The sequence below is a fragment of the Roseateles saccharophilus genome (assembly GCF_031458095.1).
In the GTDB taxonomy this organism is placed as follows: Bacteria; Pseudomonadota; Gammaproteobacteria; order Burkholderiales; family Burkholderiaceae_C; genus Pelomonas; species Pelomonas saccharophila_A.
Genome location: NZ_JAVDXU010000002.1, coordinates 319,180 through 342,805 on the forward strand (window position 1 = coordinate 319,180; position 23,626 = coordinate 342,805).

23 protein-coding genes are annotated in these 23,626 nt (G+C 68.4%); 10 read left to right on the forward strand and 13 right to left on the reverse strand.

The genetic code is table 11. The features are described 5' to 3' along the window. The first annotated feature begins 14 nt into the window (after positions 1–14). From J2X20_RS14005 to J2X20_RS14020, 4 genes are read left to right on the forward strand one after another with little or no spacing between them, the layout of a single operon-like run. Positions 15–1,484 carry an NCS1 family nucleobase:cation symporter-1 gene (locus J2X20_RS14005; RefSeq protein WP_310265753.1) on the forward strand — a complete coding sequence of 490 codons (1,470 nt, stop codon included), beginning with the start codon at positions 15–17 and terminating at the stop codon, positions 1,482–1,484. Continuing rightward, positions 1,481–2,935, forward strand: coding sequence for a dihydropyrimidinase (hydA, locus tag J2X20_RS14010; RefSeq protein ID WP_310265755.1), 1,455 nt, complete (start codon positions 1,481–1,483; stop codon positions 2,933–2,935). Before J2X20_RS14005 ends, hydA begins: the two co-directional genes overlap by 4 nt. After that, entirely contained in the window at positions 2,932–3,297 is a 366-nt protein-coding gene (locus tag J2X20_RS14015) for a bleomycin resistance protein (protein WP_310265757.1), read from the forward strand. The genes hydA and J2X20_RS14015 overlap by 4 nt, the downstream gene beginning before the upstream one ends. Positions 3,298–3,311: 14 nt before the next feature. After that, the gene (locus tag J2X20_RS14020; protein ID WP_310265759.1) at positions 3,312–4,577 is read left to right on the forward strand and encodes a Zn-dependent hydrolase; all 1,266 of its coding nucleotides are present in this window, start codon (positions 3,312–3,314) and stop codon (positions 4,575–4,577) included. Positions 4,578–4,611: 34 nt separating this feature from the next. On the opposite strand, the gene J2X20_RS14025 is transcribed toward J2X20_RS14020, so the two are convergent. After that, positions 4,612–5,046, reverse strand: coding sequence for a hypothetical protein (locus J2X20_RS14025; RefSeq protein ID WP_310265761.1), 435 nt, complete (start codon positions 5,044–5,046; stop codon positions 4,612–4,614). An 80-nt stretch (positions 5,047–5,126) separates the two neighbouring features. Between J2X20_RS14025 and J2X20_RS14030 the strand changes: the two genes are divergently transcribed. Both J2X20_RS14030 and J2X20_RS14035 read left to right on the forward strand, forming a co-directional pair. Next, complete coding sequence (locus J2X20_RS14030) at positions 5,127–5,498, forward strand: MerR family transcriptional regulator (protein ID WP_310265763.1); 372 nt, start codon at positions 5,127–5,129, stop codon at positions 5,496–5,498. A 65-nt stretch (positions 5,499–5,563) separates the two neighbouring features. Next, complete coding sequence (locus J2X20_RS14035; RefSeq protein WP_310265766.1) at positions 5,564–5,998, forward strand: CPBP family glutamic-type intramembrane protease; 435 nt, start codon at positions 5,564–5,566, stop codon at positions 5,996–5,998. Between the two features lie 3 nt (positions 5,999–6,001). Here the strand turns inward: J2X20_RS14035 and J2X20_RS14040 are convergent, their stop codons facing one another. Continuing rightward, entirely contained in the window at positions 6,002–6,685 is a 684-nt protein-coding gene (locus J2X20_RS14040; RefSeq protein WP_310265768.1) for a type IV pili methyl-accepting chemotaxis transducer N-terminal domain-containing protein, read from the reverse strand. 220 nt (positions 6,686–6,905) lie between these two features. Between J2X20_RS14040 and J2X20_RS14045 the strand changes: the two genes are divergently transcribed. Further along, entirely contained in the window at positions 6,906–7,724 is an 819-nt protein-coding gene (locus J2X20_RS14045) for a hypothetical protein (RefSeq protein WP_310265771.1), read from the forward strand. Positions 7,725–7,729: 5 nt separating this feature from the next. Here the strand turns inward: J2X20_RS14045 and J2X20_RS14050 are convergent, their stop codons facing one another. The 5 genes from J2X20_RS14050 to J2X20_RS14070 all read right to left on the reverse strand — a co-directional run bounded on the left by J2X20_RS14050 (position 7,730) and on the right by J2X20_RS14070 (position 11,716). Next, on the reverse strand, positions 7,730–8,878 hold the full coding sequence (locus tag J2X20_RS14050) for a methionine aminotransferase (RefSeq protein WP_310265774.1): 1,149 nt from the start codon (positions 8,876–8,878) through the stop codon (positions 7,730–7,732). Between the two features lie 75 nt (positions 8,879–8,953). Then, a complete protein-coding gene (locus tag J2X20_RS14055) occupies positions 8,954–9,757 on the reverse strand; it encodes a hypothetical protein (RefSeq protein WP_310265777.1) in 804 nt (267 codons plus the stop codon). Continuing rightward, positions 9,754–10,791 (reverse strand): GSCFA domain-containing protein, encoded by a 1,038-nt coding sequence (locus tag J2X20_RS14060; RefSeq protein ID WP_310265780.1) that lies wholly within the window; start codon positions 10,789–10,791, stop codon positions 9,754–9,756. The genes J2X20_RS14055 and J2X20_RS14060 overlap by 4 nt, the downstream gene beginning before the upstream one ends. A 56-nt stretch (positions 10,792–10,847) precedes the next feature. Beyond that, entirely contained in the window at positions 10,848–11,306 is a 459-nt protein-coding gene (locus tag J2X20_RS14065; protein ID WP_310265781.1) for a hypothetical protein, read from the reverse strand. Then, positions 11,303–11,716: a VOC family protein gene (locus J2X20_RS14070; RefSeq protein ID WP_310265783.1), complete on the reverse strand. Its 414-nt coding sequence runs from the start codon at positions 11,714–11,716 to the stop codon at positions 11,303–11,305. Before J2X20_RS14070 ends, J2X20_RS14065 begins: the two co-directional genes overlap by 4 nt. 339 nt (positions 11,717–12,055) lie before the next feature. On the opposite strand from J2X20_RS14070, the gene J2X20_RS14075 reads away from it, so the two are divergent. Genes J2X20_RS14075 through J2X20_RS14085 form a run of 3 tightly spaced genes read left to right on the forward strand, consistent with a single transcriptional unit; the run spans position 12,056 to position 14,326 of the window. After that, complete coding sequence (locus tag J2X20_RS14075; RefSeq protein WP_310265785.1) at positions 12,056–12,646, forward strand: RNA polymerase sigma factor; 591 nt, start codon at positions 12,056–12,058, stop codon at positions 12,644–12,646. Further along, positions 12,643–13,143 (forward strand): hypothetical protein, encoded by a 501-nt coding sequence (locus J2X20_RS14080; protein ID WP_310265787.1) that lies wholly within the window; start codon positions 12,643–12,645, stop codon positions 13,141–13,143. The genes J2X20_RS14075 and J2X20_RS14080 overlap by 4 nt, the downstream gene beginning before the upstream one ends. A 22-nt stretch (positions 13,144–13,165) precedes the next feature. Continuing rightward, positions 13,166–14,326, forward strand: coding sequence for a hypothetical protein (locus J2X20_RS14085; RefSeq protein ID WP_310265789.1), 1,161 nt, complete (start codon positions 13,166–13,168; stop codon positions 14,324–14,326). 3 nt (positions 14,327–14,329) lie between these two features. Here the strand turns inward: J2X20_RS14085 and J2X20_RS14090 are convergent, their stop codons facing one another. From J2X20_RS14090 to J2X20_RS14115, 6 genes are all read right to left on the reverse strand, one after another. After that, complete coding sequence (locus J2X20_RS14090; protein WP_310265791.1) at positions 14,330–16,012, reverse strand: flotillin family protein; 1,683 nt, start codon at positions 16,010–16,012, stop codon at positions 14,330–14,332. Between the two features lie 2 nt (positions 16,013–16,014). Then, on the reverse strand, positions 16,015–16,674 hold the full coding sequence (locus J2X20_RS14095; RefSeq protein WP_310265794.1) for a YqiJ family protein: 660 nt from the start codon (positions 16,672–16,674) through the stop codon (positions 16,015–16,017). A 158-nt stretch (positions 16,675–16,832) separates the two neighbouring features. After that, on the reverse strand, positions 16,833–17,885 hold the full coding sequence (locus J2X20_RS14100; protein WP_310265797.1) for a homocysteine S-methyltransferase family protein: 1,053 nt from the start codon (positions 17,883–17,885) through the stop codon (positions 16,833–16,835). An 81-nt stretch (positions 17,886–17,966) separates the two neighbouring features. Then, entirely contained in the window at positions 17,967–19,046 is a 1,080-nt protein-coding gene (locus J2X20_RS14105) for a tartrate dehydrogenase (protein WP_310265799.1), read from the reverse strand. Position 19,047: 1 nt separating this feature from the next. Then, positions 19,048–19,932 carry an alpha/beta fold hydrolase gene (locus J2X20_RS14110; RefSeq protein WP_310265801.1) on the reverse strand — a complete coding sequence of 295 codons (885 nt, stop codon included), beginning with the start codon at positions 19,930–19,932 and terminating at the stop codon, positions 19,048–19,050. A gap of 204 nt (positions 19,933–20,136) precedes the next feature. Then, positions 20,137–23,166 (reverse strand): hypothetical protein, encoded by a 3,030-nt coding sequence (locus J2X20_RS14115; RefSeq protein WP_310265803.1) that lies wholly within the window; start codon positions 23,164–23,166, stop codon positions 20,137–20,139. Between the last annotated feature and the right edge of the window lie 460 nt (positions 23,167–23,626).

The following is a 23,626-nucleotide window of genomic DNA, read 5'->3' on the forward strand; positions in this document are numbered from 1 at the left end:
GGAAGCACGACGCCATGACCGCCCCGACGCTGAGCAATCCTGATCTGATCCCGACGACAGCTGCCCAGCGAACCTGGCGCTGGTATCACTTCGCCGCGCTGTGGGTCGGCATGGTCATGTGCATCCCGGCCTACACGCTGGCGGCCAGCTTGATCGAATCGGGCATGAGCTGGAGCCAGGCCGTCGGCACGGTCTTTCTGGGCAATCTCATCGTGCTGGTGCCCATGCTGCTGATCGGCCATGCCGGCGCCAAATACGGCATCCCGTATGCGGTGCTGGCGCGCGCGTCGTTTGGCACGCAAGGGGCAAGGCTCCCGGCGCTGCTGCGGGCACTCGTCGCCTGCGGCTGGTACGGCATCCAGACCTGGTTCGGCGGCCAGATGATCTACACGCTGGCGGGCGTGCTGATCGGTCATCCGCTGACGGGGGAGCCGCTGCCGGGCCTGGGCATCAACGCGGCCCAGCTCGGCTGCTTCCTGCTGTTCTGGGCCCTGCAGTTCTGGTTCGTCGTGCACGGCATCGAGGCCATCCGCAAGCTCGAGACCTACACGGCGCCGATCAAGATCGTCATCTGCTTTGTCTTGCTGTGGTGGGCCTGGGACAAGGCCGGTGGCTTCGGCCCCATCCTCGACCAGCCCTCGGCGTTTGTGGACGGCGGCAAGAAGGCCGGCCAGTTCTCGGCCGTGTTCTGGCCGTCCCTCACCGCCATGGTGGGCTTCTGGGCCACGCTGGCGCTCAACATCCCCGACTTCACGCGTTTTGCCAAGAGCCAGCGCGACCAGCTCCTCGGCCAGGCCATCGGCCTGCCGGCGCCGATGGGCCTGCTGGCGGCGCTGGCGGTGTTCGTCACCTCGGCCACCGTCGTCATCTACGGCAAGGCGCTGTGGGACCCGGTGGACCTGGCCAGCCGCATGACGGGCGCGGCCGTGCTGATCGCCCTCATCGTGCTGCTGATCGACACCGTCAGCGTCAACCTCGCCGCCAACCTGGTCGGCCCGGCCTACGATTTCTCGGCGCTGGCGCCGGGCAAGATCAGCTACAAGACCGGCGGCATGCTGACGGCCGGCATCGCCATCGTCATGATGCCGTGGAAGATCCTGGCCTCGACCGAGGGCTATATCTTCACCTGGCTGATCGGCTATTCGGCCCTGCTGGGCCCGGTGGCCGGCATCCTCATCGTCGACTACTACCTGCTGCGCAAGACCGAGCTGGCCGTCGATGAGCTTTATCGCGAAGGCGGACGCTACAGCTACCGCGGCGGCTGGAACATCGCCGCCGTCATCGCTTTCGTCGTCGGCGTCGCGCCCAACATCCCCGGCTTCCTGAACGCCGCCTTCCCGGCTGTTTTCCCTGAAGTGGGCGCAGCCTTCAAGGCCATCTACACCTATGCCTGGTTCGCCGGCCTGGCCCTCGCCGCCATCGTCTATGGCGTGATGATGGCCGGCAAGACCCAGGCCCAACCGCTCACGAGGAGCGCCATATGAGTTCCACCCCCCTGCTGATCCGCGGCGCCGTCGTCGTCAATGCCGACGCTGAAAGTCGCACCGACGTGCTCTGTGTCGACGGCCGCATTGCCGCCATCGGTGAACGCGCCGCGCGCGAGGCCCCGGCCGGCACGACGACGCTGGATGGCACCGGCCAGTACCTCATCCCCGGCGGCATCGACCCGCACACCCATATGCAACTGCCCTTCATGGGCACGGTGACGCAGGATGACTTCTTCACCGGCACCGCCGCGGGCCTGGCCGGCGGCACGACGAGCATCATCGATTTCGTCATCCCCAACCCGCAGCAGCCGCTGATGGATGCCTACCAGCAATGGCGCGGCTGGGCCGAGAAGAGCGCGTCCGACTACGCCTTCCACGTCGCCGTGACCTGGTGGAGCGAGCAGGTGCACGCCGACATGGGCACCCTGGTGCGCGAGGAAGGCGTCAACAGCTTCAAGCACTTCATGGCCTACAAGAACGCCATCATGTGCGACGACGAGACGCTGGTGAACAGCTTCAAGCGTGCGCTCGAACTCGGCGCCATGCCGACCGTGCACGCCGAGAACGGCGAGCTGGTCTATCTGCTGCAGGCCGAGGTCGCCAAGATGGGCATCACCGGCCCCGAAGGCCACCCGATGAGCCGCCCGCCCATGGTGGAAGGCGAAGCCGCCAACCGCGCCATCGCCATTGCCGACGTGCTGGGCGTGCCCATCTATATCGTGCACGTCAGCTGCATCGAAAGCGCCGAGGCGATTGCCCGTGCGCGCGCCCGTGGCCAGCGGGTCTACGGCGAGGTGCTGGCCGGCCATCTGCTGATCGACGACAGCGTCTACCGCGATCCGTCGTTCGAGAAGGCCGCGGCCTATGTGATGAGCCCGCCCTTCCGGCCCAAGATCCACCAGGAATTCCTGTGGCGCGGCCTGCAGAGCGGCCAGCTGCACACGACGGCGACCGACCACTGCACTTTCTGCGCTTCGCAGAAGGCCGCGGGCATCGACAACTTCGCCAAGATCCCCAATGGCTGCGGCGGCGTCGAGGAGCGCATGGCGGTGCTGTGGGACGCCGGCGTCAACTCCGGCCGCCTCACGCCCAGCGAGTTCGTCGCCATCACCTCGGCCAATGCGGCCAAGCTCTTCAACATGTACCCGCGCAAGGGCGTCGTCGCCGAAGGCGCGGATGCCGACCTGGTGCTGTGGGACCCGGCCGGCATCAAGACGCTCTCCGCCAAGACGCAGTTCTCCAAGAACGACTTCAACATTTTCGAGGGCCGCACCGTGCGCGGCATCCCCAGCCACACGATCGCGCAAGGCCGCGTCGTGTTCGCGCGCGGCGAGCTGCGCGCCGAACAGGGCAAGGGCCGCTATCTGAAGCGTCCGCCCTTCGGCCCGCAATTCGACGCCGCCGCCAAGCGCGCCCACGACCTGGCGCCCACCGCCGTCGCGCGATGAACAAGCAGACCGTCGTCCCGCAGCTGCGCATGACCCAGGCCGAGCGCAGCCTGGCCTTCTATGTCGATCAGCTCGGGTTCACGGTCGACTGGCAGCACCAGTTCGAGCCCGGTTTCCCGCTCTTCGTGCAGCTCACGCGCGAGGGCCAGACCCTGTTCCTGAGCGGGCACGCCGGCGACTGCGCGCCCGGTGGCGCCGTCTACTTCTGGGTGCCGGATGCCGACGCGCTCTACGCCGCATTCACGGCCAAGGGCGTGAAGCCGCTCAAGCCCATCGAAGACATGCCCTGGGGCGTGCGCGAGTTCCTGCTCGTCGACCCCGACCACAACAAGCTGCGCTTCGGCACCGAACTGAATCCTTGATTGAGGAGTCCACCATGGACATGCCCACCACCAAGACTGACATCACGAAGCTGCGCGTCAACGGCCAGCGCCTCTGGGACTCGCTGATGGAGCTGGCCCAGATCGGCGCCACCGACAAGGGCGGCGTCTGCCGCCTGACGCTGACCGACCTCGACAAGCAGGGCCGCGACCTCGTCACGCGCTGGGCGCGCGAGGCCGGCATGACGGTCACCATCGACAGAATAGGCAACGGCTTCATGCGTCGCCCGGGCCGCAACAACAGCCTGCCGCCCATCATGACCGGCAGCCACATCGACACCCAGCCCACCGGCGGCAAGTTCGACGGCAACTACGGCGTGCTGGCCGGCATCGAGGTCGTGCGCACGCTGAACGACCACGGCATCGAGACCGAGGCGCCCATCGAGGTGGCCTTCTGGACCAATGAGGAAGGCTCGCGCTTCGTGCCGGTCATGATGGGCTCGGGCGTGTTCGCCAAGGCCTTCACGCTGGAGCATGCCTACGCGGCCACCGACACCGAAGGCAAGACGGTGAAGGGCGAGTTGGAACGCATCGGCTACATCGGCAGCCAGGTGCCCGGCGACCATCCCATCGGCGCCTATTTCGAGACGCACATCGAGCAGGGCCCGGTGCTGGAGGACCACGACAAGACCATCGGCGTCGTCACCGGCGTGCTGGGCATCCGCTGGTACGACTGCGTCGTCACCGGCATGGAGGCCCATGCCGGCCCCACGCCCATGGCGCTGCGCAAGGACGCGCTGCAAGTCGCGACCAAGCTGATGCAGGAGGTCGTCGCCTGCGCCCATCGCCATCCGCCGCACGGCCGTGGCACCGTGGGCATGGTGCAGGTCCACCCCAACAGCCGCAACGTCATCCCCGGCCGCGTCAAGTTCAGCATCGACCTGCGCAACGCGACCGACGCGCTGTGCGAGGCCATGGATGCCGACATCCGCGCCGTGGCCGCCAAGCTCAGCGCCGACAGCGGCCTGCCCATCGAGATCACGCCCGTCAGCGCCTACCCGGCCCAGCCCTTCCACGCCGACTGCATCGCCGCCGTGCAGAAGGCCGCCGACGCGCTCGGCTACAGCAATATGCGCGCGGTCTCCGGCGCCGGCCACGACGCCGTCTACATGGCCCGCCTGGCCCCGGCCGGCATGATCTTCATCCCCTGCAAGGACGGCATCAGCCACAACGAGATCGAGGACGCCAAGCCCGAGCACATCGAGGCGGGGTGCAATGTGCTGCTTCAGGCCATGCTGAGCGTGGACCGAGCGAAGTCCTGAGGACTTCGCGACGCCTCCCGAAGGACTCGCCCTGTCACGCAGGGCGAGGCATGGAAAGAGCCGGCTGAGGATCGCGCCGCACCGGCCAAGCCTGGGCAATCGCCCAGGCAGTTTCCGGCACGATGAAGAGCAACAACACCGGCGCGCCGGTCTGCATCCAGGCCCAGGCCATCCAGGTGCCGAACAGGATCCGCCCCGCCGCGTCGTAGCGGCCGAACTGCACCGTCGGCCCGCGTAGCCGGAGCACGGACCAGACCAGCACGATGCTGCCCATCAGCAGTGCGAACAGCGTCTGCACGGCATCGAAGGCCGGCAGGACCTGGCCGCCCAGGCCGAGATTGATCGCGCTCAACTGGGCACGGTTGAACTCGAAGGTCCAGGGCGTGGCGAAAGGCGCCGTGACGATCAGGTCATAGAGGGCGCTGAACCAGACGAGGCGGCGAAAGCATGGGGCGTTGAAGGAAGGCATGAAGGCTCGCGAAACAAGAAAGAGGCCGCCATGCTCGACCCTGGAGCACACTCCAAGGTCAAGCCCTTTTCCAGACCACGATGCAGATCGGCACCCTCTCCGCCCGCACCGGCCTGAGCCGCGACAGCCTGCGCTTCTACGAGAAGCGCGGCCTGCTTCAGGCGCGGCGCAGCGACAACGGCTATCGCGACTACCCGGAGGCAGCCGTGCAATGGCTGGGCTATGTGCGCACGGCCCAGCAGTTGGGCTTCACGCTGGCCGAAATTGCTGCCGACATGCCGCTGCTGTCCCAGGGCGAGGAAGCCGGCCCGGCGCTGAGGGCCACGCTGGCGCGCAAGCTGGCCGACATCGACGAGCGCATCGCGGCCTTGCACAGCCTGCGTAACGAGTTGGCCAGCCGGCTGGCCGAAACACCCGAGACGGGCGCAAGCTGCCCCTTGCGGCAAACATGAACTGGCCGGCATTGCTGGCTCGACGTCCCTGGGCGGCCGCCCTCGGGCTCGGACTGTGCGTACCCATGCTCAGCATGCCGGCGAGCTTTGGCATGGCCAGCCTCGCGGCCGTCCTGCTGCCCGAAGGGTGGTTCGGCGAATCGGCGGCCAAGAGCATCGGCGAGCAGGGCCCTTGGAGGTTCCTGGTGTTCGGCGTGCTGTTCGGGCCAGCCTGGGAGACGCTGATCGGACAATGCGCCCCGGTCGAATTGCTGCGCCGTCTGCGCGCGCCACCGCTGGCCTGCGTCATCACCAGTGCCGGGGTCTTTGGCGCCGCCCACTGGATGGGCGGCGGTCTGGGCCATGGGTTGTCCACCTTGGTCAGCGGCTCGGTGTTTGCGCTGGCCTATTGGCTGTGTCGCCCAGCAGGCTTCTGGTGTGCGTCGACCGCGGCCTACGTCGCGCACGCGGCGCACAACTGCCTGACCTGGTTTGTCCTCGGGCCGCTGCTGGGCGCCTGACCCTCAAGCCACCGCGCTGCGCACCGCCTCGCGCACCAGGCCATCGAGCTTGCCGGTGATCTGCGTGAATTCGCCCGACACCACGGCGAACTCGCGCCCCGACTGACCCGCCCGCGCCGCCACGACCTGGGCATTGAACGACACGATGCGGGCGTGCTTGGCGATGGTCTCGATGTCGCCCATCACCGCGGTCAGCTGCTTCTTGGCCGCGGCGGCCTGCTGGCGGGCGAGGTCTTCGTAGATCTGCGTCAGCTGGTTCAGCGGGCCCAGCAGCGGCGTGGCACTTTCCACCAATGCCTCCAGCAGTTCCGGGGCGCTGCGCGAGCTGGCGCCGACGGCGTCGAGCGTCTTCTGCGCCAGCTCGATGAAGGCGCAGATGCGCTCGTCCGCACGGTCGTCGCCGAAATAGGCCTGCTGCAACTCGCCACCCACGGCGCTGGGCGACAGCTCGCCCTCGAGCAGCGCCCGATGGGCATCGCGGAAGGTCGCCAGTGCGTCGCGGGCCGTGGCCATGGCGCCGTCCCGCCCCTGCGAAGCCAGTACGGCATAGAGGACGACGCGCTGCGAGGTGAAGCGGCGGCGGCCAGACAGGTTGATCAGCCGCCCGAAGGCCTCGCCCGCCGCCTGCCTGGGTGCGGCGGCGGTCCTCCTTGGTGCATCGTTGAAGGCACGCGCTTGGTGCGCCATAGGGACTCCCGTGATCTCTGTCACGACCGATGCCGCCCTCGGCAGCCCTGCCGGTCATGTCACCCTAGGGTTAGCACGGGGCGTGCCAACGGCGGTGCTGCGGGCCGCCATACTGCCGGCCTGACCACTCGCGCCGACCTTGCTTCACCGAAGACATATGAAAACTTCGCCAACTTCCGCGGCGCGCCTGCTGGCCATCGTCGGCCTGGCCCTCGCGTGCATGACCCCGGCCCAGGCGCAACGACGCGAAACCCAGGCCAACGACACCGAGCTGTCGAAGCGGACCCGGAAACTGGGCGTGCTGGTGACGTCGGGCTATCGTGCCCACGTCGTCAAGCGCGGCACGCTGATGAACATCGGCAAGCTGGGGCAGTTCGTCACCCATGACGACGCCGGGATCGCCGAGGCCATCTTCCAGGCGACGCTGGCGCAGCTCAGCCAGGAAGAGCGATACGAGGTCAGCCGGGTCGCCATCGAGCCGGAGCCGGCGCGGGCCATCGCCGCCAAGGTGGTCGACAGCTGGGCCTATCCCAAGAGCTGGGGAAAACTGCTGGAGCCGTATTACGACGCTTGCCAGTGCGATGCCCTGCTGCTGGTGACCGACGGTTCGTCCGAGAACATGTTCAGCGAAACGGCACCCAGCTACGGGCCAAGCTTTTCGTCCAAGGCGGCCGTTTCCAATTCCGGCGCGGCCGTCAAGTCGCATCTGCGGCTGGGCCTGGTCTTCATGCTGATCGACCCGGCCGCGAAGGAGGTTGTGCGGCGGGCCCAGCAGTCCGACGTGCCCGACTACAGCGAAGAGGTCCAGAAGTACTGGCCGCCCTCTGAAACCCCCATCCCCGACGAATACTGGGCCCGGCTGGCAGCCTATGTCGGCACGCCAGCCAAGCTCTATCAGAAGGGCTTGTTCGAGGTCGGGCTGCGCCCGTCCTGTGCCCTGCCCTATTTCGCCAGGTCGAATGTGGCCCAGCAACGGGGTCAGGAGCCTCCGGTGACCTTGCCGGGCACTGACCCCGCCAAGTGCCAGCCGGAGCCCTGAGCGCGCTAGCCCTGCAGCCGTGCGAGGCGCTGTGCGGCCAGCGCCAGCGTCTCATCCCGCTTTGCAAAGCAGAACCGCACATGCCGCCGCTCCTGCGGCTGCTGGTAGAAGACCGACAAGGGGATGGCTGCCACGCCGATCTCGGTCGTCAGCCAGCGGGCGAAGTCCAGTTCGGTCTTGTTGGACACCGAGCTGTAGTCCACGGTCTGGAAATAGGTGCCTTCGCAGGGCAGCAGTCTCAGCGGCGTCGCGGCCAGCGCGGCACGGAAGGCGTCGCGCTTGGCCTGGTAGAAGTCGCTCAGCCCCTGCCATGGCGCTGGGTTGGCGAGATAGGCGGCAAGGGCGTGCTGGGTCGGGGTATGCACCGTGAACACCGTGTACTGGTGCAGGCGGCGGAAGGCCGCTGACAGCGCCGGCGGCGCGGCGACGAAGCCGACCTTCCAGCCCGTCACATGGAAGGTCTTGCCAAAGCTGCTGACGAGGAAGCTGCGCTCACGCAGGCCGGGATAGCGCGCCACGCTCTCGTGCGTGGCGCCGTCGAAGACCATGTGCTCGTAGACCTCGTCGCTGACGACGAAGAGGTCATGCTGTTCGGCGATGCGCTCCAGCTCGCGCAGGTCGTCGGCGGTGGCGATGCGGCCGCTGGGGTTGTGCGGCGTGTTCAGCACGAGGACCCGCGTGCGGGGCGTGATGGCGGCACGCACCGCCGTCCAGTCCAGCCGATAGTCCATCGTCATCGGCACACCGACAGGCACGGCGCCTGCCAGGCGGATGGCGGGGTCGTAGCTGTCGTAGGCCGGCTCGATGATGATGACCTCGTCGCCGGCGCCCACGCAGCTGTGCAGGGCCGTGATCAGGCCCTGCGTGCCACCGGCCGTGATGGTGACGTCGCGATCAGCGTCATAGGCCGAACCGTAGAGGGTGTTCAGCTTGGCCGCGATGGCCTGGCGCAGGGCCGGCACGCCGGTCATCGGCGGGTACTGGTTGTGGCCGGCGGCCATGGCATCGGTGACGGCCTGCAGCAGGGCCGGGTCGGCGCCAAAGTCCGGAAAACCCTGGCCAAGGTTGACGGCGCCATGCTCGGCGGCCAGGGCCGACATGACGGTGAAGATGGTCGTGCCGGTGTTGGGCAGCTTGGTGGGCAGGACGGGCATGGGCGCAATTCTGCGCGAGCCGCCGCGGCCTTCTGCGCCGCGCCTGCATGCTGATGACGCCTTGGGCCCGCCCGCTCAGGCGCCAGGCCCCAGGATGCGGTTCAGCACCGCGGCGCCGAAGTCCTGGTTCATGTGGAAGAAATCGTTGCGCGGCGACTTCTCATAGCCATGGCCCTGCAGCCAGACCGAGTCCCTGCAGAAGCGATGCGGCGTGAAGATGCCGTCGACGACCAGGTCGGGCGGCGCATCGACCAAGGTCACACCGCGTTGTTGCACCGCGGCCATGGCCGCTTCGTAATGGCGCGCCAGCGGCAGGTGGTCGGCATGGGCGTGCAATTGCTGGATCCGCTTGATGTAGACGTCCCAGTGGGGGGATTCGGTGCCCTCGGCAGCCAGCAGCGCTTCGCTCGGCCGTGGTTCGGGCACCAGGAAGACCGGGCGCCCGGTCAATTGCGCCAGCGCGGTCGTCAGCCGATAGGGCAGCGTCGAGCGGAAGATGCCGACAAAGGCTTCAACCAGGCAGTCCGAGCCGACCAACACATGGGCCGGCTGGTGGGTTTGCTCGTCGGTGCGGAACAGGGTGTAGAGATCGAAGGGCTTGGTCAGGCCGATGCCGCCCATCACGATGAAGGCGTCATAGGCATCCAGCTCGATGTGGCTCAGTCCGCCGGAGGTCATCTCGAAGAAGTGGGTCACGTCCGCCGCGGTGGGCACGATCCGGCGGCCCTCCAGCGTCAGGAACTGCAGGCTTTCCTCGACTTTGTAGTTGGGCGCGCCAAAGAACACGATGTCGACGCCGGGCCGCTCGGGCGAGATGCTGTCCCAGCCGCCCTTGAGCGCACCGAGGTGGGAGCTGCCAATGCAGCAGATCCGGCTCATTTGACGAAGGCCTCGAGCAGGGCGTCCTCGCAGGCCTCGTCGACCTGAGGAGCGGCTGGCGTGGCGGCCGGCCCGGCGGCAGCGGTGTGCGGCGGATGGGCGCGGAAGAAGGTCTCCATCACGAACTGCACGCCGGCCGGCGCTACGCTGCGCTGGTTGGCCTCGAAGAAGGCACCCTTGAACACCGGGGAGGAGATGAGCTCGAAGGACGGGAAGTAGTCGATGTCCGGATGAGCCGCCGCGAGCTCGCCCGCAGCCGCCCGCAGCGCCGCCTTGGAATAGCTGGTGGCCACGAGGACATGGTCCTGCGTGGCAGTGGCCGTCAATGGCACCGGCGAGACCGTCAACAGGAAGCGGCAGGACGGATTGAAGGCCTGGACCAGCCCGCGGAACTCGATGAAGTCCGCGATCGTCTGCGCCGTCGTGAAGTTCCTGAATTCGAGCTCCGCCGCACCGACCGGCATGCCCAGGGTGCCGGGCGCCGTCGGGTAGACGACGCCGTCCACGGCATCGACCCAGGCCTCGGTGAGGCCCAGCGTGAAGATCATCAGGTTCATGCGCTCGAGCATGGCCTTGACCTTGCCCAGGTGGCTGCGCCGGTGCAGCAGCACGATGCCCGGTTCGGTGAAACCCAGCGGCTCCACCGCGGGCCGCAGCCCGTCGATGAAGCGTTCGCCCTTCTGCCAGACCGCATGGGCGGGTTGCAGCAGGCCCAGGGCTTCCCGCGCCAGTTGCAGCAACTGCCGCACCGTGTAGATGTTGCCGTAGCGGGCCGAGAACAGGCCGAAGCCGTAGGCCAGCTGGCGGTCGGGCGGCAGGCCCAGCGGCGGCGGCTCAAGATCCAGCACCTTGAAGCCGCTGGCGCTCATGTGCCGCTTGATGTGCTGCGCAAAGCAACTGCCGGCCGTCGCGATCTGCGCGTCGGCGGGGATGCCGAATTTCTTGATGTAGAGATCGGCAATCTCCGTGGCCGGCGATTGCGCGACGCCGGTTTTCCAGAAGTTCCGTCGGGGCAGGTTTTGGTAGGGCGACATGGGGCTTGCAGTGACAGCGGCCGACCCGCGTCGGCCGCGCTCGCCATGCTAGTGCCTCAGCGGCGCGGCGGCCCGCCCAGCAGCACCCGCCGCGCCGCCAGCCCGATCGGAAAGCCGAAGACGAAGCAATGCGCCGCGATGGCCGCCGCGTCCAGCTTGGGCGGCCAGAACGGCGTGTGCAGGGCCGACAGCGGCAGCACGACGTTGTTCATGCCGAAATAGACGACGAAGCCATAGGCCAGGCCGGCCGCCGTGGCATTGCGCAGCAGGACCGGCAGGCGCAGGGCCGCGATGCAGAAGATGGCGGCCCAGATCAGCGCGATGCCGTAGTGCAGCACGACGCCCAAAGCAAAAGTCTCCGGCCCGCCACCAAAGGCCGCCTCGCGGCCGATGAGGCCGGCGGCGACGGTCTGGAAGACGCGCAGCTTCACGCCGTAGTAGCTGAGCGCGAAGATGAGGTCGCCGCTGCCGGCCAGCAGGCCGCCCCAGACGATGGCGCGTGTCAACGGCTTCATTGGACGCTCCCCGGCGGCCCCTTGAGTTCGATGACATTGCCCTCGGGGTCGCTCAGATAGATGGATGGCCCCTCGCCTTCGGCGCCATAGCGGCTTTCGGTCTTGCCGCCTTCGACGCCATGCGCTGCCAGATGGGCGCGGATGTCAGCGGCGTCGAAGGGCTCGACGCGCAGGCAGAAGTGATCCATGTTGCGGCCCTCGGCGCCCGGCGCTGCACCGCCCATGCGGCCCAGCTTGCCGTCCACCGGCACGAGGTCGATCAGCGAGCGGCCAGCGCGCAGCTGCACGAGGCCGATCTCGTCCTGGCGGCGCTCGACGCTGCAGCCGAGTACGTCGACATAGAAGCGGGTCATCGCGTCGAGGTCGATGACGCGCAGCACGAGATGGTCCAGGCCCTGGAGTTTCAGCATCGGTCGGCAAATGTCGGAGGGTGTGGCCGGCATCATGCGCGCCGGGCTTGCCAGCCAGTGTCAGCAGGCGCCCACCCCCTGCCGAAAGTGACGACGGGTTTGTCCGGAGTAACGACCGGGCCTCGTCGCGCTCAATAGCAGCATGCAAGCCCTGCAGGCCCTCACCCCATGCTGCCCAGAACCTGGCCCCGCGCGAGCGCTGCTCGCCGCCTTGCAGGCCGCACCGGGCCAGCGGCCCGGTTCTTCGCCAGCCGTGCAGCGTCCACAGGACCCTGCATGCGCGGGCTCAGCCCCCCGAGGGGGCGCGTCAGCGGCTACGGACGGCCGGGCGCCGCTGACATGAGCTGGGTAACCCGCCTCGGCTTCGTGGCCCCGGCCGCGTCTGCTCCGTCCGACGAGGCGGCCCTGCTGGCCCGCCTGGCCGAGGGCGACGCCGAGGCCCTGGCCCTGGTCTACCGGCGCGAGAGCGGCTCGGTCTACCGCTACGCCCTGGCCCTGGCCGGCGACGAGGCGGCGGCGCTGGACGCGGTGCAGGAGGCCTTTGCGCAGCTGCTGCGCGGCCCGCTGGGCTACCAGGCCGGGCGCGGATCGCTGGGCGCCTATCTCGCCGGCATGGCCCGCCATCAATTGCTGAACCAGTGGCGCGATGCGCGTCGCCATGTCTCGCTGGACGAAGCCGACGACGAGGCCGAGCTGTTTCCATCCAGCGATGCGCGCCTGGATGATGCCCAGCAGCAAAGCCAGCTCTGGACGGCCATCCGGCGCCTGAGCTGGCCGCAGCGCGAGGCCGTCGTCCTCGTCGATCTGCAGGAACGCTCGTACGAAGACGCCGCCGCCATCGCCGGCGTCAGCGCCGACGTGCTGCGCACGCGGCTGCACCGTGCCCGCCAGCGGCTGGCCGATCTGCTGGCCGTGGGAGAACGCCCATGACAACCGACACCACCCCGGACTGGCTGCGCCCGGCCCGCGAAGAGTTCGCGCGCCTGCAGCCCGGCGCCGAGCAGGACGCCGCCCTGCTCGCGCAGCTGACCGCCCTGCAGCAGGCCCGCCACGCGCGACAGCGCGACATCGATGAGCACGAACCGCACTGGCTGCGCCGCCTGGCCTGGGGCAGCGGCGCCCTGGGAGCAGCGGCAGCCGTGCTGCTGAGCGCCATGCTGCTGCTGGATCCGCCCGGCGCGGGCAGCGCCCAGGCGGCGCCGGTGGCCAGCAGCGGCTTCATCCCCCTGGTGCCCGAGCGTGAATTCCGCGCTGCCCTGGCGGCCGGGCGCAGTGCCGCCGTCTGGCTGCAGCCCACCGAACTGCCGCGCGAACGCCTGGCCTTGCTGGGCCTGCCTTTCGACGCTGCACGCGCCGACGAGCTGGTGCACGCCGAGCTGATGCTGAACCCGAGCGGCCAGGTGCTGGCCGTGCGCATCCTGAACTGAACTGTTGACGACGGAGAACGCCATGAAGACACCCCTCACCGGCCTGACGCTATGCGCCCTCGCCGCCACGGCCACCGCGCTGGAGGTCGATCGCACGGTCGAGCGCAATATCGAACGCGAGGTGGAGCGCCACGTCCAGCTGGCCCTGTCCGACATGCCCCTGCGCATCGCGCTGGACGAACGCAGCCTGGCCTTTGCCGGCCGCGAGCTGGAGAGCGAGCGCGTCGTCAAGGGCGCCCCCTATTGCGCCACGGCCGTGCACGAGAACGTGCAGACCCTGGGCGATGGCAATCGCATCGTGCGCAAGCAGCAGAGCCAGCTCTGCCGCGATGGCGAGGGCCGCACCCGCCGCGAGGTGCAGCGCGAGGGTGGCCCCAAGGTCATCTACCTGAACGATCCGGTCGCCAAGGAGAGCTGGGTCGTCTACCCCGAGCAGAAGCGCGTGCAGCGCCTGCGCGGCAATATGGCCTGGATGCAGGGCGACGATGCCGCGGCTCATGCGGCCTGGCAGGCCTCGATGCAGGACTGGGGCGAGCGCATGAAGGAGCAGGCCGCGCGCTGGAAGGAATGGGGAGGCAAGGTCGCCGAACGCGCCCGCAGCGTGGATGCCGAGCGGGTCCGCGCGCGCACCCTGGCCGGCGAGCCGGGCATCGTCATCGAGCAGGAACTCGTGGCCCCGCCCGTGCCCGCTGCGCCCGGCGCCAGCGCCCCCGAGCGCCGCCGCGAGCTGCGCGTATTGCGCGCCAGCGAGCTGCCGCCGATGCCGGCCCTGCCCGCCCTGCCCACGCCCATGGCCATCCCGGTGCCGCCCGTGCCACCGATGCCGCCCCTGCTGCTGCAGGGGCCTTTCCTGCCGCGCGAAGGCGGCACGACGACGGCACTGGCGACCAAGGAGATCGACGGCCTCAAGGTCACCGGCGAGCGCACCACCTGGACCATCGAGGCCGGCAAGATCGGCAACGAGAAACCCATCGTCATCAGCCGCGAGGTCTGGCGCTCGCCTGAGCTGATGCTGACCGTCTCCAGCCGCGACGCCGACCCGCGCCAGGGCGAGCAGAACTACCGGCTGGAGAAGATCAAGCGCGGCGAACCCGACGCTGCACTCATGAAGCCCCCCGCGGAGTTCAGCGAAAGCCCGCGGCGCAGCGCCAGGCCGGCCGCGAGCGCGCCGTCGCGCTCCTGAGCCTCACTCTGCCGGCGTCACCGGCGGAGTGGGTTTCAGCATGGCGGCCAGGTTGTGCGCCATGCCGGTAATGCCGTGATTCGACAGGCCGGCGTCCTGCATGACCGCATCGACGATGGGCTTGGCGATCTGGTATTGCAGCGCCGAGTTCATGACCTGTTCGGGAAAGGTTGCGCCGTTCGCGCCGCCGCCTTCCGAACTGCCCTGGCCGGGCATGCCGTTGACCTGCACGATGCGGATGGAGTCGATGTTCTCCATCGGCTTGACGGCCTGGGCCAGGATGGTGGGCAGCTGCTGCAGCAGCTGGGTGCGCACCTGCAAATCGATCTGCGCGGCCGACAGCATGTTCAATGCCTCGTTGATGGCGCGCCGGCCCTCGGCCTCGGCGATGGCCGCGGCCTGCTTGGCCTTGGCTTCGATGGTCAGGGCCTCGGCGCGGTCGATGGCCGCCTCCTTCTCGGCCGACGCCGACACCTTGACGGCAATGGCGTTCTGCTCGGCTTCCTTGCTGGCGTCGATGAGCTGGATGGCCTTGTCGCGCTCGGCCACGGCCACCTGGCGTGCCGTATTGACGGTTTCCTCGGCCTTCACGGCTTCGGCGCGGGCCAGGTTGGCGGCCGCATCGGCCTCGGACTGCTCGCGTGACTTGGTGGCGATGGCGATCTGCGTGTCCTGGCGCGCGATCTCGACCTGCTTGCGCTGCTCGGCACGCTTGAGCTCGGCCTGGCGCTCCTGCTCGATCTCACGGGTCTGGATGACGAGGTTCTTCTCGATCTCGGCGGCCTTGATCTCGCGCTCGGCCTCGATGCGGCGCTGGCCCACCTGGCGCTCGGCCTCGATCTTCACCGTCTCCGCCTCGCGGCTGCGTTCGGCCTGTTGCGCGGCGATCAGCGCGATCTGCTCGGCACGCGCCACCTCCACCTCGCGCTTTTGCGCCAGCGAAGCGAACTCCTGATCCTTCTCGATGGTCAGCTTCAGGCGGCTGGCCTCCAGGTTCTTGGTGCGCACCTGTACCTCGGTGTCCTGCTCGACGTCATTGCGCTGCTTGCGGCGCGCCTCGGTTTGCTCCGTCAGGCGCGTCAGGCCCTCGGCGTCGAAGGCGTTGTTGGGGTTGAAGAACTGCTTGTCGGTCTGGTCCAGACTCGTCAGCGAGACCGACTCCAGCTCCAGGCCGTTCTTCTCCAGGTCCTCGGCGACGGCGTTCTGCACCGCCTGCACGAAGTCGCGGCGCTTGTCCTGCAGCTCCTGGATGGTCATGGTCGCGGCGGTGGCGCGCAGGCTGTCGACAAACTTGTCCTCCACCAGCTTCTTCAGCTCCTCCGGGCTCATGGTGCGGATGCCCAAGGTCTGGGCCGCCGTGCTGACGGCTTCCTCGGTCTGCTTGACGCGCACGAAGAAAGCCGCCGTCACGTCGACACGCATGCGGTCCTTGGTGATGAGGCTCTCCTTCTCGCGGCGCTGCACCTCGAGCTTGAGGGTGTTCATGTTGACGAGAACGCGCTCGTGGAATACCGGCAGCACGATGGCGCCGCCGTCCATGATGACCTTCTGGCCACCCAGGCCGGTGCGCACGAAGGCCGTCTCCTTGGTGCTGCGCTTGTACAGCCGCGCGAAGACGACGCCGATGGTCAGCAGCCCGACCAGGGCCACGCTGCCGATGACGGCGATGTCGATGATGTGATCCATGTTCAATTTCTCCCTTGTGTCGATGTTGGATGTGTGGAGGCGATGCAGCGGTAGAAGGGCCCGGCCTTGGCCACGATGAGGATGGGCGCCCCTTCGTGGAAGACTTCGCCTTCAAGCTCGGGTTCCACGAGCAGGTGATGGGTGCGGCCCAGGGCGTCGCGCACGCGGGCCTGCGCCGCCAGGCCGCGCCGCGCGATGCCGGCGCTGACGACGCCGGTGCGTCCGACCAGCGACTGCTCGCTGACGGCGCTGCTCTCGTCCTGCGGCACCAGGCGCGCGATGGGCCTGCCCAGGGCACGCACAGTGGTCAGCGCCGGCGGCACGGCCAGCAACCCGGCCGCCCAGGCCGACAACAGGCCGCCCGTCATGTGCATCGCCAGCGCCTGCAAGGCATAGCCAGACAGGGCGTAGCCGGTCAGGAACAGCAGCAGCAGGACCAGGGCCGGCACGCGGCCCAGGTGCAGCCAGCCCAGCACGCGGTCCAGGCCGCCCGTGGCGTCGGCGTCGATGTCAGGCAGGACCTGGTCGAGCAAGGCGCTCGGGCTGGCCGCAGCCAGCAGACCCAGGCCTTCCAGCAGAGCGATGGCCGCGACCAGCACCACCGCCACGCCAAAGGGCAGGGTCTGCGGTGCCGTGAACAACTGCAGGTGTGCGGCGGCCATCACGGCAGGCCGCGCAGGCCCCGTGGTGTGATGAAGAAACAGTGGATGTGCATGCGTCGGTCTCCTTGAAGTGGGAGACGCAACGTTAGGGTCGGCCTTGCTACCGACCCAGCACCTTCAATCGCAAGATGACTTCGGAAACTCCGAAGTGCCGCCGCTCAGGCGGCGTCGAGCATCTGGCTGAAGAACTTCTCGCCGCTGACGCGCGGCTTGTAGGCCGACACGGCCTTGGCGATGGCCGCGATGTGGTCCGGCGTGGTGCCGCAGCAGCCGCCGGCGATGTTGAGGAAGCCGGCCTGGGCGAACTCGCCCACCAGACGGGCCGTCACGTCGGGCGTCTCGTCGAAGCCCGTGTCGCTCATCGGGTTGGGCAGGCCGGCATTGGGGTAGCAGCTGACCGCCACGTCGCCGGCCACCTTGGACAGCTCCTCGATATAGGGCCGCATCAGCGTGGCACCCAGGGCGCAGTTCAGGCCGATGGCGATGGGGCGGGCGTGGCGCACCGAATGCCAGAAGGCGGTCACGGTCTGGCCGGACAGGATGCGGCCCGAGGCGTCGGTCACCGTGCCGGAAATGATGACGGGCAGGCGCTCGCCGGTGTCTTCCATCAGCTCGTCCAGCGCAAAGATGGCGGCCTTGGCGTTCAGCGTGTCGAAGATGGTCTCGACGAGGAAGACGTCGGCGCCGCCGTCCAGCAGGCCCTTGGCTTGCTCGTAATAGGCCGCGCGCAGCGTGTCGAAGTCGATGTTGCGGGCCCCGGGGTCGTTGACGTCAGGGCTGATGGAGGCGGTGCGCGGCGTCGGGCCGAGGGCGCCGGCGACATAGCGGGGCTTGTCGGGTGTCGAGTATTTGTCGCAGGCGGCGCGGGCAATCCGGGCGGCGACGAGGTTCATCTCGTAGGCCAGCTCCGGCAGGTCGTAATCTTCCTGGGCGACCGAGGTGGCACCGAAGGTGTTGGTCTCGATGAGGTCGGCGCCGGCAGCCAGGTATTGCTCGTGGATCTCCTGGATCACGTCGGGGCGCGTGAACAGCAGCAGCTCGTTGTTGCCCTTCAGGTCCTTGCCATGGTCCTTGAAGCGCTCGCCGCGGTAGTCGGCCTCGCCGAGCTTGTAGCGCTGGATCATGGTGCCCATCGCGCCGTCCAGCACGGCAATGCGGTTCTGGAGGATGGCCGGCAGGCCTTGGGCGCGGGTGTAGGCGATGGACTTCATGCCGCCATTTTCTCCGGCTCTTGGCGCGTGAACCGTTGACGCGCAAGAAACCCTAGGTTTCGAGCATTCCTACGGTCGGCATCAACGCGCCAAGACCGTGGTCGCGGCCTTCGCAATAGCCTCGCCCAGTTCGGCACATGAGGCCCGGCCGCCCAGGTCGGGAGTTTTTGGCGCCGCCGGGTCGGCCAGCACGGTTTCGATGGCCGCCATGACGGCGTTGTGGGCCTCGCGATGGCCCAGGAAGTCCAGCATCATGGCGCCGGCCCAGATCTGGCCGATGGGGTTGGCGATGCCCTTCCCAGCGATGTCCGGCGCCGAGCCGTGCACGGGCTCGAAGAGGCTGGGCCACTCGCGCGTCGGGTTCAGATTGGCCGACGGCGCGATGGCGATGGTGCCGGTGCAGGCGGGACCCAGGTCGGACAGGATGTCGCCGAACAGATTGCTGGCCACCACCACATCGAAATGCTGGGGCCGCTGCACGAAATGGGCGCAGAGGATGTCGATGTGGAATTTGTCCACCGCCACACCCGGAAACTGCGCCGCCATGGCTTCGACGCGCTCGTCCCAATAGGGCATGGTGATGGCGATGCCATTGCTCTTGGTGGCCGAGGTCAGCCTGGCGCGCGGCCGCGAGGCGGCCAGCTCGAAGGCGAAGCGCAGCACGCGGTCGACGCCGACGCGGCTCATCACCGTCTCCTGCAGCACGATCTCGCGCTCGGTGCCGGCATACATGCGCCCGCCGACGCTGGAGTACTCGCCCTCGGTGTTCTCGCGGACGATCCACATGTCGATGTCGCCGGGCTGCAGGCCCGCCAGCGGCGAGCGCACGCCGGGCAGCAGGCGGGCCGGGCGCAGGTTCACATACTGGTCGAACTCGCGGCGGAACTTCAGCAGCGAGCCCCACAGGCTGACATGGTCGGGCACCGTGGCCGGCCAGCCGACGGCGCCGAAGAAGATGGCGTCATGGCCGCCGATCTGGTCCTTCCAGTCGTCCGGCATCATCTGGCCATGCTGTTCGTGGTAGCGGCAATCGGCGAAATGGAACTCGTCGAAGCGCAAAGCCAGGCCGAAGCGCTCGGCCACCGCGCGCAGCACGCGCAGGCCCTCGGGCATGACCTCCTGGCCGATGCCGTCGCCGGCGATCACGGCAATCTTCTGCATGTCAGTCCCCGAAGAAGGATTGGGCCTCGGCCAGCACCACCTCGGGCGCTTCCTCGGCGATGTAGTGGCCGCTGTCCACGGCACGGCCGCTGACCTGCTCGGCCGCGGCCTGCCAGAGCTTGAGCGGCTCGAAGCACTTGCCGACGACGCCGTTCGCGCCCCACAGCACATGCAGCGGCTGCGTGACGCGCCGGCCGGCGGCGCGGTCCGCGCGGTCATGCTCGAGGTCGATGCCGGCGCTGGCGCGGTAGTCGGCGCAGATGGCCGCGGCCGAGCCGGGGCGCACGATGCTGCGCTCGTACTCGGCCCAGGCGGCGGGGTCGAAGATGTCGCCGCCGCGCTGGCCCATGCCTTCGCGCAGATAGGCAATGGCGTCGGCCTCGATGAGACGCTCGGGCCGCGGCGCCGGCAGGATCAGGAAGAACCAATGCCAGTAGCCGCGCGCAAAGGCTTCGGTCGTGCCCTCGTACATGGCCAGGGTCGGCGCGATGTCGAGCAGCATCAGCCGCGTCACGGCCTGGGGATGGTCCAGCGCCATGCGATGCGCGACGCGGGCACCACGGTCATGGGCGAGCACGGCGAAGCGCTCGTGGCCCAGGGACTGCATCAGCGCGACGGCGTCCCTGGCCATCTCGCGCTTGGCATAGGCGGCGCTGGCCTCGCTGGCCGGCGGGCGGTCGCTGTCGCCATAGCCCCGCAGGTCCATCAGCACGACGCGGCGGTCTCTGGCGAGCGTGGGTGCGACGCGATGCCACATCGCCATGGTCTGCGGATGGCCGTGCAGAAGCAGCAAGGGCGGCCTGCCGGAATCCGACGGGCCGCCCTGACGGGCGAACAGCGTGACGCCGTCACGCTGAAACGTTAGCGGTTGGAAATCGGTCCACATGCGGACCGATTCTGCCGCTCCCTTCAGTTTTCCATTGAACGCCGCGCCATCTCGGGTATTCCGGGCCGAGCGCTGGGCCGCTCCCGAGCCGGCCCGCCTGAGGCTGCTGGCAGCTCAATGCTGCAAGCAGCCTCGTCCCCCCCGGGGGACCGACCAGGCTCGCCCGCGTACAGCGGCGCGAGACTGGGCGAGGGGCTTGCTTGCTCAGGCGGTGCGCAGGAAGTAGAGGTTGGCGCTGCCACGGGCCAGCAGCACGAAGCCGCGCAGGGCCGGCACGTAGCGCAGCCGGTTCTGCACGCCGCTGCCGTTGTCCGGTGTGGGCGCGATCTTCAGGTTGCCGCCATTGAGCAGGCTCATGTCCCAGACATTGCTGTCGTTGGGCGTGATGACGTAGACACGCCCCGCCGCTTCGCCCTGGCCGCTGTAGAACAGGAAGCGGTCGCCGTCGGGGTCGTAGTCCATCGCCGCATAGCTGGGCTTCTCGTTTTGCCACTGCGTCAGCGCGCTGCTGGCATTGAAGCTGACGGCGATCTGCTGGCCGCTGCCCAGCGGCACGCGGCTGGCCACCATGCGCTGCGGGTCGAAGCCCTGGCCGTCGCCCCATTGCAGGCAGAACATCTGGTTGCGGCGGGCGTCGAAGGCCATGGGCCAGCGCACCGCGTCGCCGATGGGGCTGGTGACGAGATCCGTCCACTTCTTGTCGACGGGCGACCACTTCTTCAGGCTGGTGCTGACGACCTCGCCGGTGGCGCGGATCTGCGCAGCGCCGTAGTAGCCCGAGGGCATGTCGGCCCAGGTGCCGGCCTTGTCCCAGGTGTTGGTGTCGAGGTTGAAGGCGTCGACCTTGGCGAAGTCCCAGGACGCGCCATAGGCGCCGCGCGCCCCGAACAGCATCAGGCGGTTGACCTGAGGAATGAAATGAGCCGAGCTGTAGAGGTGACGCGACGAGGGCATGCCGTCGCTGTAGTAGGCGACGTTCTGCGCATAGCTCTTGCTGGGCGCAAGGCGCTGCTTCCAGGTTGGCGTGTCCGACGCGAGCCCAATGGAGACGACGCGGTTGTCGTAGGAGTCGGTGTGGCCGCCGGCCGCGGCGATGATGATCTCGCTGGTGCGGTCGTTGATGGCGAAGCCGCTGTAGGCATCGATGGCCGCACCGCCCGCACCCGCCGTGCCGGGGATCTCGAACCAGGTGTTCAAGGGCTTGCCCGCCAGCCAGCTTGGAATGACCCGCGCCGGCGCCACCGACCAGACCGGGGCGGTGTTGAAGGCGTCGCGCAGCGCCGGATAGTTGCTGGCCGAGATGAGGCGTTGGTAGGCGGTGGCGGCACCTTCGACGCCGTGCCTGACCGCATAGGCCATGGCCGTCGTCAAGTTGCCCCAGGCCGCACGATCGCCCGGCATGATCTCGCCCGCCAGCTTGCCTTCGAGATTGCCGAACCAGGACGGCACGCTGGCATAGCTGGCCAGGTAGACGGCCGCATCGTTGGGCAGCCAGGGGCCCTTGCCGGTCTTGAAGTCGGGCACCGCGACCGGCGAGATGCTCATGGTGTAGACGGCCGCATTCACATACCAGAAGCCGGTGGCCGGCCCCAGGCGCATGACGGCGCTGCGCGCCTTCCAGCGGAAGAAGGCGTCATGCTTGGCCTCCACGGCCGCCGGCACCGGCAGGCCCATGGACAGCGAATAGCCGAAGGCGGCGGTGACGAAGTCCTGCTGCCAGACCGCGCCAAACTGCATGATGTTCTCGTAGGGCTCGCCCGGCTGGATCCAGCCATAGGGATTGTTGGGCTGGGCGACGTAGACGGCGTGGAAGTCCTCGATGTTGGACTGCACGCTGTTGATGAACTCCTGGCGCAGCACGGTGTCGTCGTCCGGCGTCACGTTCAGCGCCTGCGTCAGGGCGCGCCACTGCCACGCAGCGGAACGGGTCTGCCAGCCGCCGAAGCAGGACTGCACCAGGCCCAGCGAGCCGCGGCGCATATTGGGCTCGTCGGCCTTGCTCAGGTAGTTCAGCGTGGCGGCGAACTGCACCTGCTCCATGAAGTACCAGCGCCCCGTGACCAGATAGGCCATATAGCCCACCGACGGGCTGTGGGCGCAGTCCCAGCGCGGCGACTGCGTGCCGGCAGGCTGGGGCGTGAACTGGCTGCGCGTCGAACTGCCGAGGTCGCTGACGCGGCTGTCCTTGTGCAACACCAGGTTGGGGTACTGGGAAAAGCGGATCGGGCGCTGCGTCTTCTCGTCGCGGTAGAACAGCGGATAGCGGCCGGCCGCGAAGCCGTTGCGCACGACGGCCGCATAGGTGTTGCTGCTTTCGCAGGTCAGGTAAAGCGCGTCATGCATCGGCAGCAGGCCGATGGGTTCCTGGTAGCCGGTGGCCGCCATGGAGTCGCTCGCGTAGGTGAAATTGGCCTTGTCCAGCGGCGTGTAGCTGGTCACCAGCCACTGGGCGACGGGGCCATTGGCGTCCACGCGGGCGCTGTAGGTCGGCACCTGCTCGGTCGCCTGCAGATAGGCCAGGTCATGGCGCGGCGTCACGTCGGGGTCGGTGCCCAACCAGTAGGACAGGGCCGTACCGCTGATCAACGGCGTGCGGCAATGGTGGGGCAGGTCGATGCTGGCCGAGAAGCGCTGCGTGCCATTGATCTTGAAGGTGTAGGTCGCTGCCTTGCTGGTCGGACCCGCCACCATCAGATAGCCGTTCTCGATCCAGGGCAGCACTTCGACGGCACCGCCGGCGAACAGGCGCACCTCCAGCCAGGCCACCAGATGGGCGTCGCCGCCGACAGGCTTGCGGAAGATCCAGGACGACATCTGCGCACCGCTGACCCAGGTGGTCTGCGGGCTGTCCCAGTCGGCTGCGCCAAAGCTGGCCGTGCCGAGGCTGCCGGCCCCGACCTCGGCGGTGATGCCGGTCTTCTTCAGGTCGGCCAGGGTCAGCGGCGCGGCGCTGCTGGCGCTGACGCTGATGCGGCGCAGTCTCACCGTCAGCAGGCTGTTGGCCGTCAGGTCGGCAAAGCCGGCAAGGTGGGCAAACTTCAGCGAGCCATCGGGCCAAGTGGTGCGTGAAATGACCTGCAGGGCACTCAAGCTGGAGCCCACCGAGCTGCCGGCCGGAATGTCGCCGCGCTTGAAGGCGAAGCCCAGGCTGAAAGGCGCCTTGGCCTGGGTCTTGGTGCTGACCAGGCTGAACTGCATGGCGCCGGTGAACAGGCCGAGCGTCGGGGTGGCCACGGCGGCAGGCGTGGGGGCCGGTGCGGGGGCCGGCGCCGGGGCCGGCGCAGGGACCGGAGTCGGCGTGCTGGGCAGGGGGCGCAATATGCCTGCGGCGTCGGCGGTCGGGGCATCCGTAGCCGCCTGGGCCACCGCCTCACCTCCGCCACCGCCGCAACCGGCCAAAGGAATGGCGCCACCCAGAGCGGCTGAATACTGGAGGAATTTACGGCGTTGGGGGTCGTTCATGGCAAAGCAATCCTTTGCAGCTCGGGTCGCTGCACTTCGGTACTAGGGGGGTGGCCTAGGGGCGGAGCGAATTCTGAGGGCAGCCATTGACCGGACCGTGGCGAAACGTTACGGACTAGGGATGCCTGAAGGTATAAGTTTGGGTTATGTGTTTCGACCTTTGCCGCCCTTGTCGCGACGGGTCGGGATCCAAACAATTCCCGCCCGTTCTTCCTCTGAAAAACCCCTCGTC

What these genes read in the sequence shown, in the direction of transcription:
- J2X20_RS14005 (WP_310265753.1), top strand. Translation starts at nt 15, where the DNA reads ATGACCGCCCCGACGCTGAGCAATCCTGATCTGATCCCGACGACAGCT.
- hydA (WP_310265755.1), top strand. Translation starts at nt 1,481, where the DNA reads ATGAGTTCCACCCCCCTGCTGATCCGCGGCGCCGTCGTCGTCAATGCC.
- J2X20_RS14015 (WP_310265757.1), top strand. Translation starts at nt 2,932, where the DNA reads ATGAACAAGCAGACCGTCGTCCCGCAGCTGCGCATGACCCAGGCCGAG.
- J2X20_RS14020 (WP_310265759.1), top strand. Translation starts at nt 3,312, where the DNA reads ATGGACATGCCCACCACCAAGACTGACATCACGAAGCTGCGCGTCAAC.
- J2X20_RS14025 (WP_310265761.1), bottom strand. Translation starts at nt 5,046, where the DNA reads ATGCCTTCCTTCAACGCCCCATGCTTTCGCCGCCTCGTCTGGTTCAGC.
- J2X20_RS14030 (WP_310265763.1), top strand. Translation starts at nt 5,127, where the DNA reads ATGCAGATCGGCACCCTCTCCGCCCGCACCGGCCTGAGCCGCGACAGC.
- J2X20_RS14035 (WP_310265766.1), top strand. Translation starts at nt 5,564, where the DNA reads ATGCTCAGCATGCCGGCGAGCTTTGGCATGGCCAGCCTCGCGGCCGTC.
- J2X20_RS14040 (WP_310265768.1), bottom strand. Translation starts at nt 6,685, where the DNA reads ATGGCGCACCAAGCGCGTGCCTTCAACGATGCACCAAGGAGGACCGCC.
- J2X20_RS14045 (WP_310265771.1), top strand. Translation starts at nt 6,906, where the DNA reads ATGACCCCGGCCCAGGCGCAACGACGCGAAACCCAGGCCAACGACACC.
- J2X20_RS14050 (WP_310265774.1), bottom strand. Translation starts at nt 8,878, where the DNA reads ATGCCCGTCCTGCCCACCAAGCTGCCCAACACCGGCACGACCATCTTC.
- J2X20_RS14055 (WP_310265777.1), bottom strand. Translation starts at nt 9,757, where the DNA reads ATGAGCCGGATCTGCTGCATTGGCAGCTCCCACCTCGGTGCGCTCAAG.
- J2X20_RS14060 (WP_310265780.1), bottom strand. Translation starts at nt 10,791, where the DNA reads ATGTCGCCCTACCAAAACCTGCCCCGACGGAACTTCTGGAAAACCGGC.
- J2X20_RS14065 (WP_310265781.1), bottom strand. Translation starts at nt 11,306, where the DNA reads ATGAAGCCGTTGACACGCGCCATCGTCTGGGGCGGCCTGCTGGCCGGC.
- J2X20_RS14070 (WP_310265783.1), bottom strand. Translation starts at nt 11,716, where the DNA reads ATGCTGAAACTCCAGGGCCTGGACCATCTCGTGCTGCGCGTCATCGAC.
- J2X20_RS14075 (WP_310265785.1), top strand. Translation starts at nt 12,056, where the DNA reads ATGAGCTGGGTAACCCGCCTCGGCTTCGTGGCCCCGGCCGCGTCTGCT.
- J2X20_RS14080 (WP_310265787.1), top strand. Translation starts at nt 12,643, where the DNA reads ATGACAACCGACACCACCCCGGACTGGCTGCGCCCGGCCCGCGAAGAG.
- J2X20_RS14085 (WP_310265789.1), top strand. Translation starts at nt 13,166, where the DNA reads ATGAAGACACCCCTCACCGGCCTGACGCTATGCGCCCTCGCCGCCACG.
- J2X20_RS14090 (WP_310265791.1), bottom strand. Translation starts at nt 16,012, where the DNA reads ATGGATCACATCATCGACATCGCCGTCATCGGCAGCGTGGCCCTGGTC.
- J2X20_RS14095 (WP_310265794.1), bottom strand. Translation starts at nt 16,674, where the DNA reads ATGGCCGCCGCACACCTGCAGTTGTTCACGGCACCGCAGACCCTGCCC.
- J2X20_RS14100 (WP_310265797.1), bottom strand. Translation starts at nt 17,885, where the DNA reads ATGAAGTCCATCGCCTACACCCGCGCCCAAGGCCTGCCGGCCATCCTC.
- J2X20_RS14105 (WP_310265799.1), bottom strand. Translation starts at nt 19,046, where the DNA reads ATGCAGAAGATTGCCGTGATCGCCGGCGACGGCATCGGCCAGGAGGTC.
- J2X20_RS14110 (WP_310265801.1), bottom strand. Translation starts at nt 19,932, where the DNA reads ATGTGGACCGATTTCCAACCGCTAACGTTTCAGCGTGACGGCGTCACG.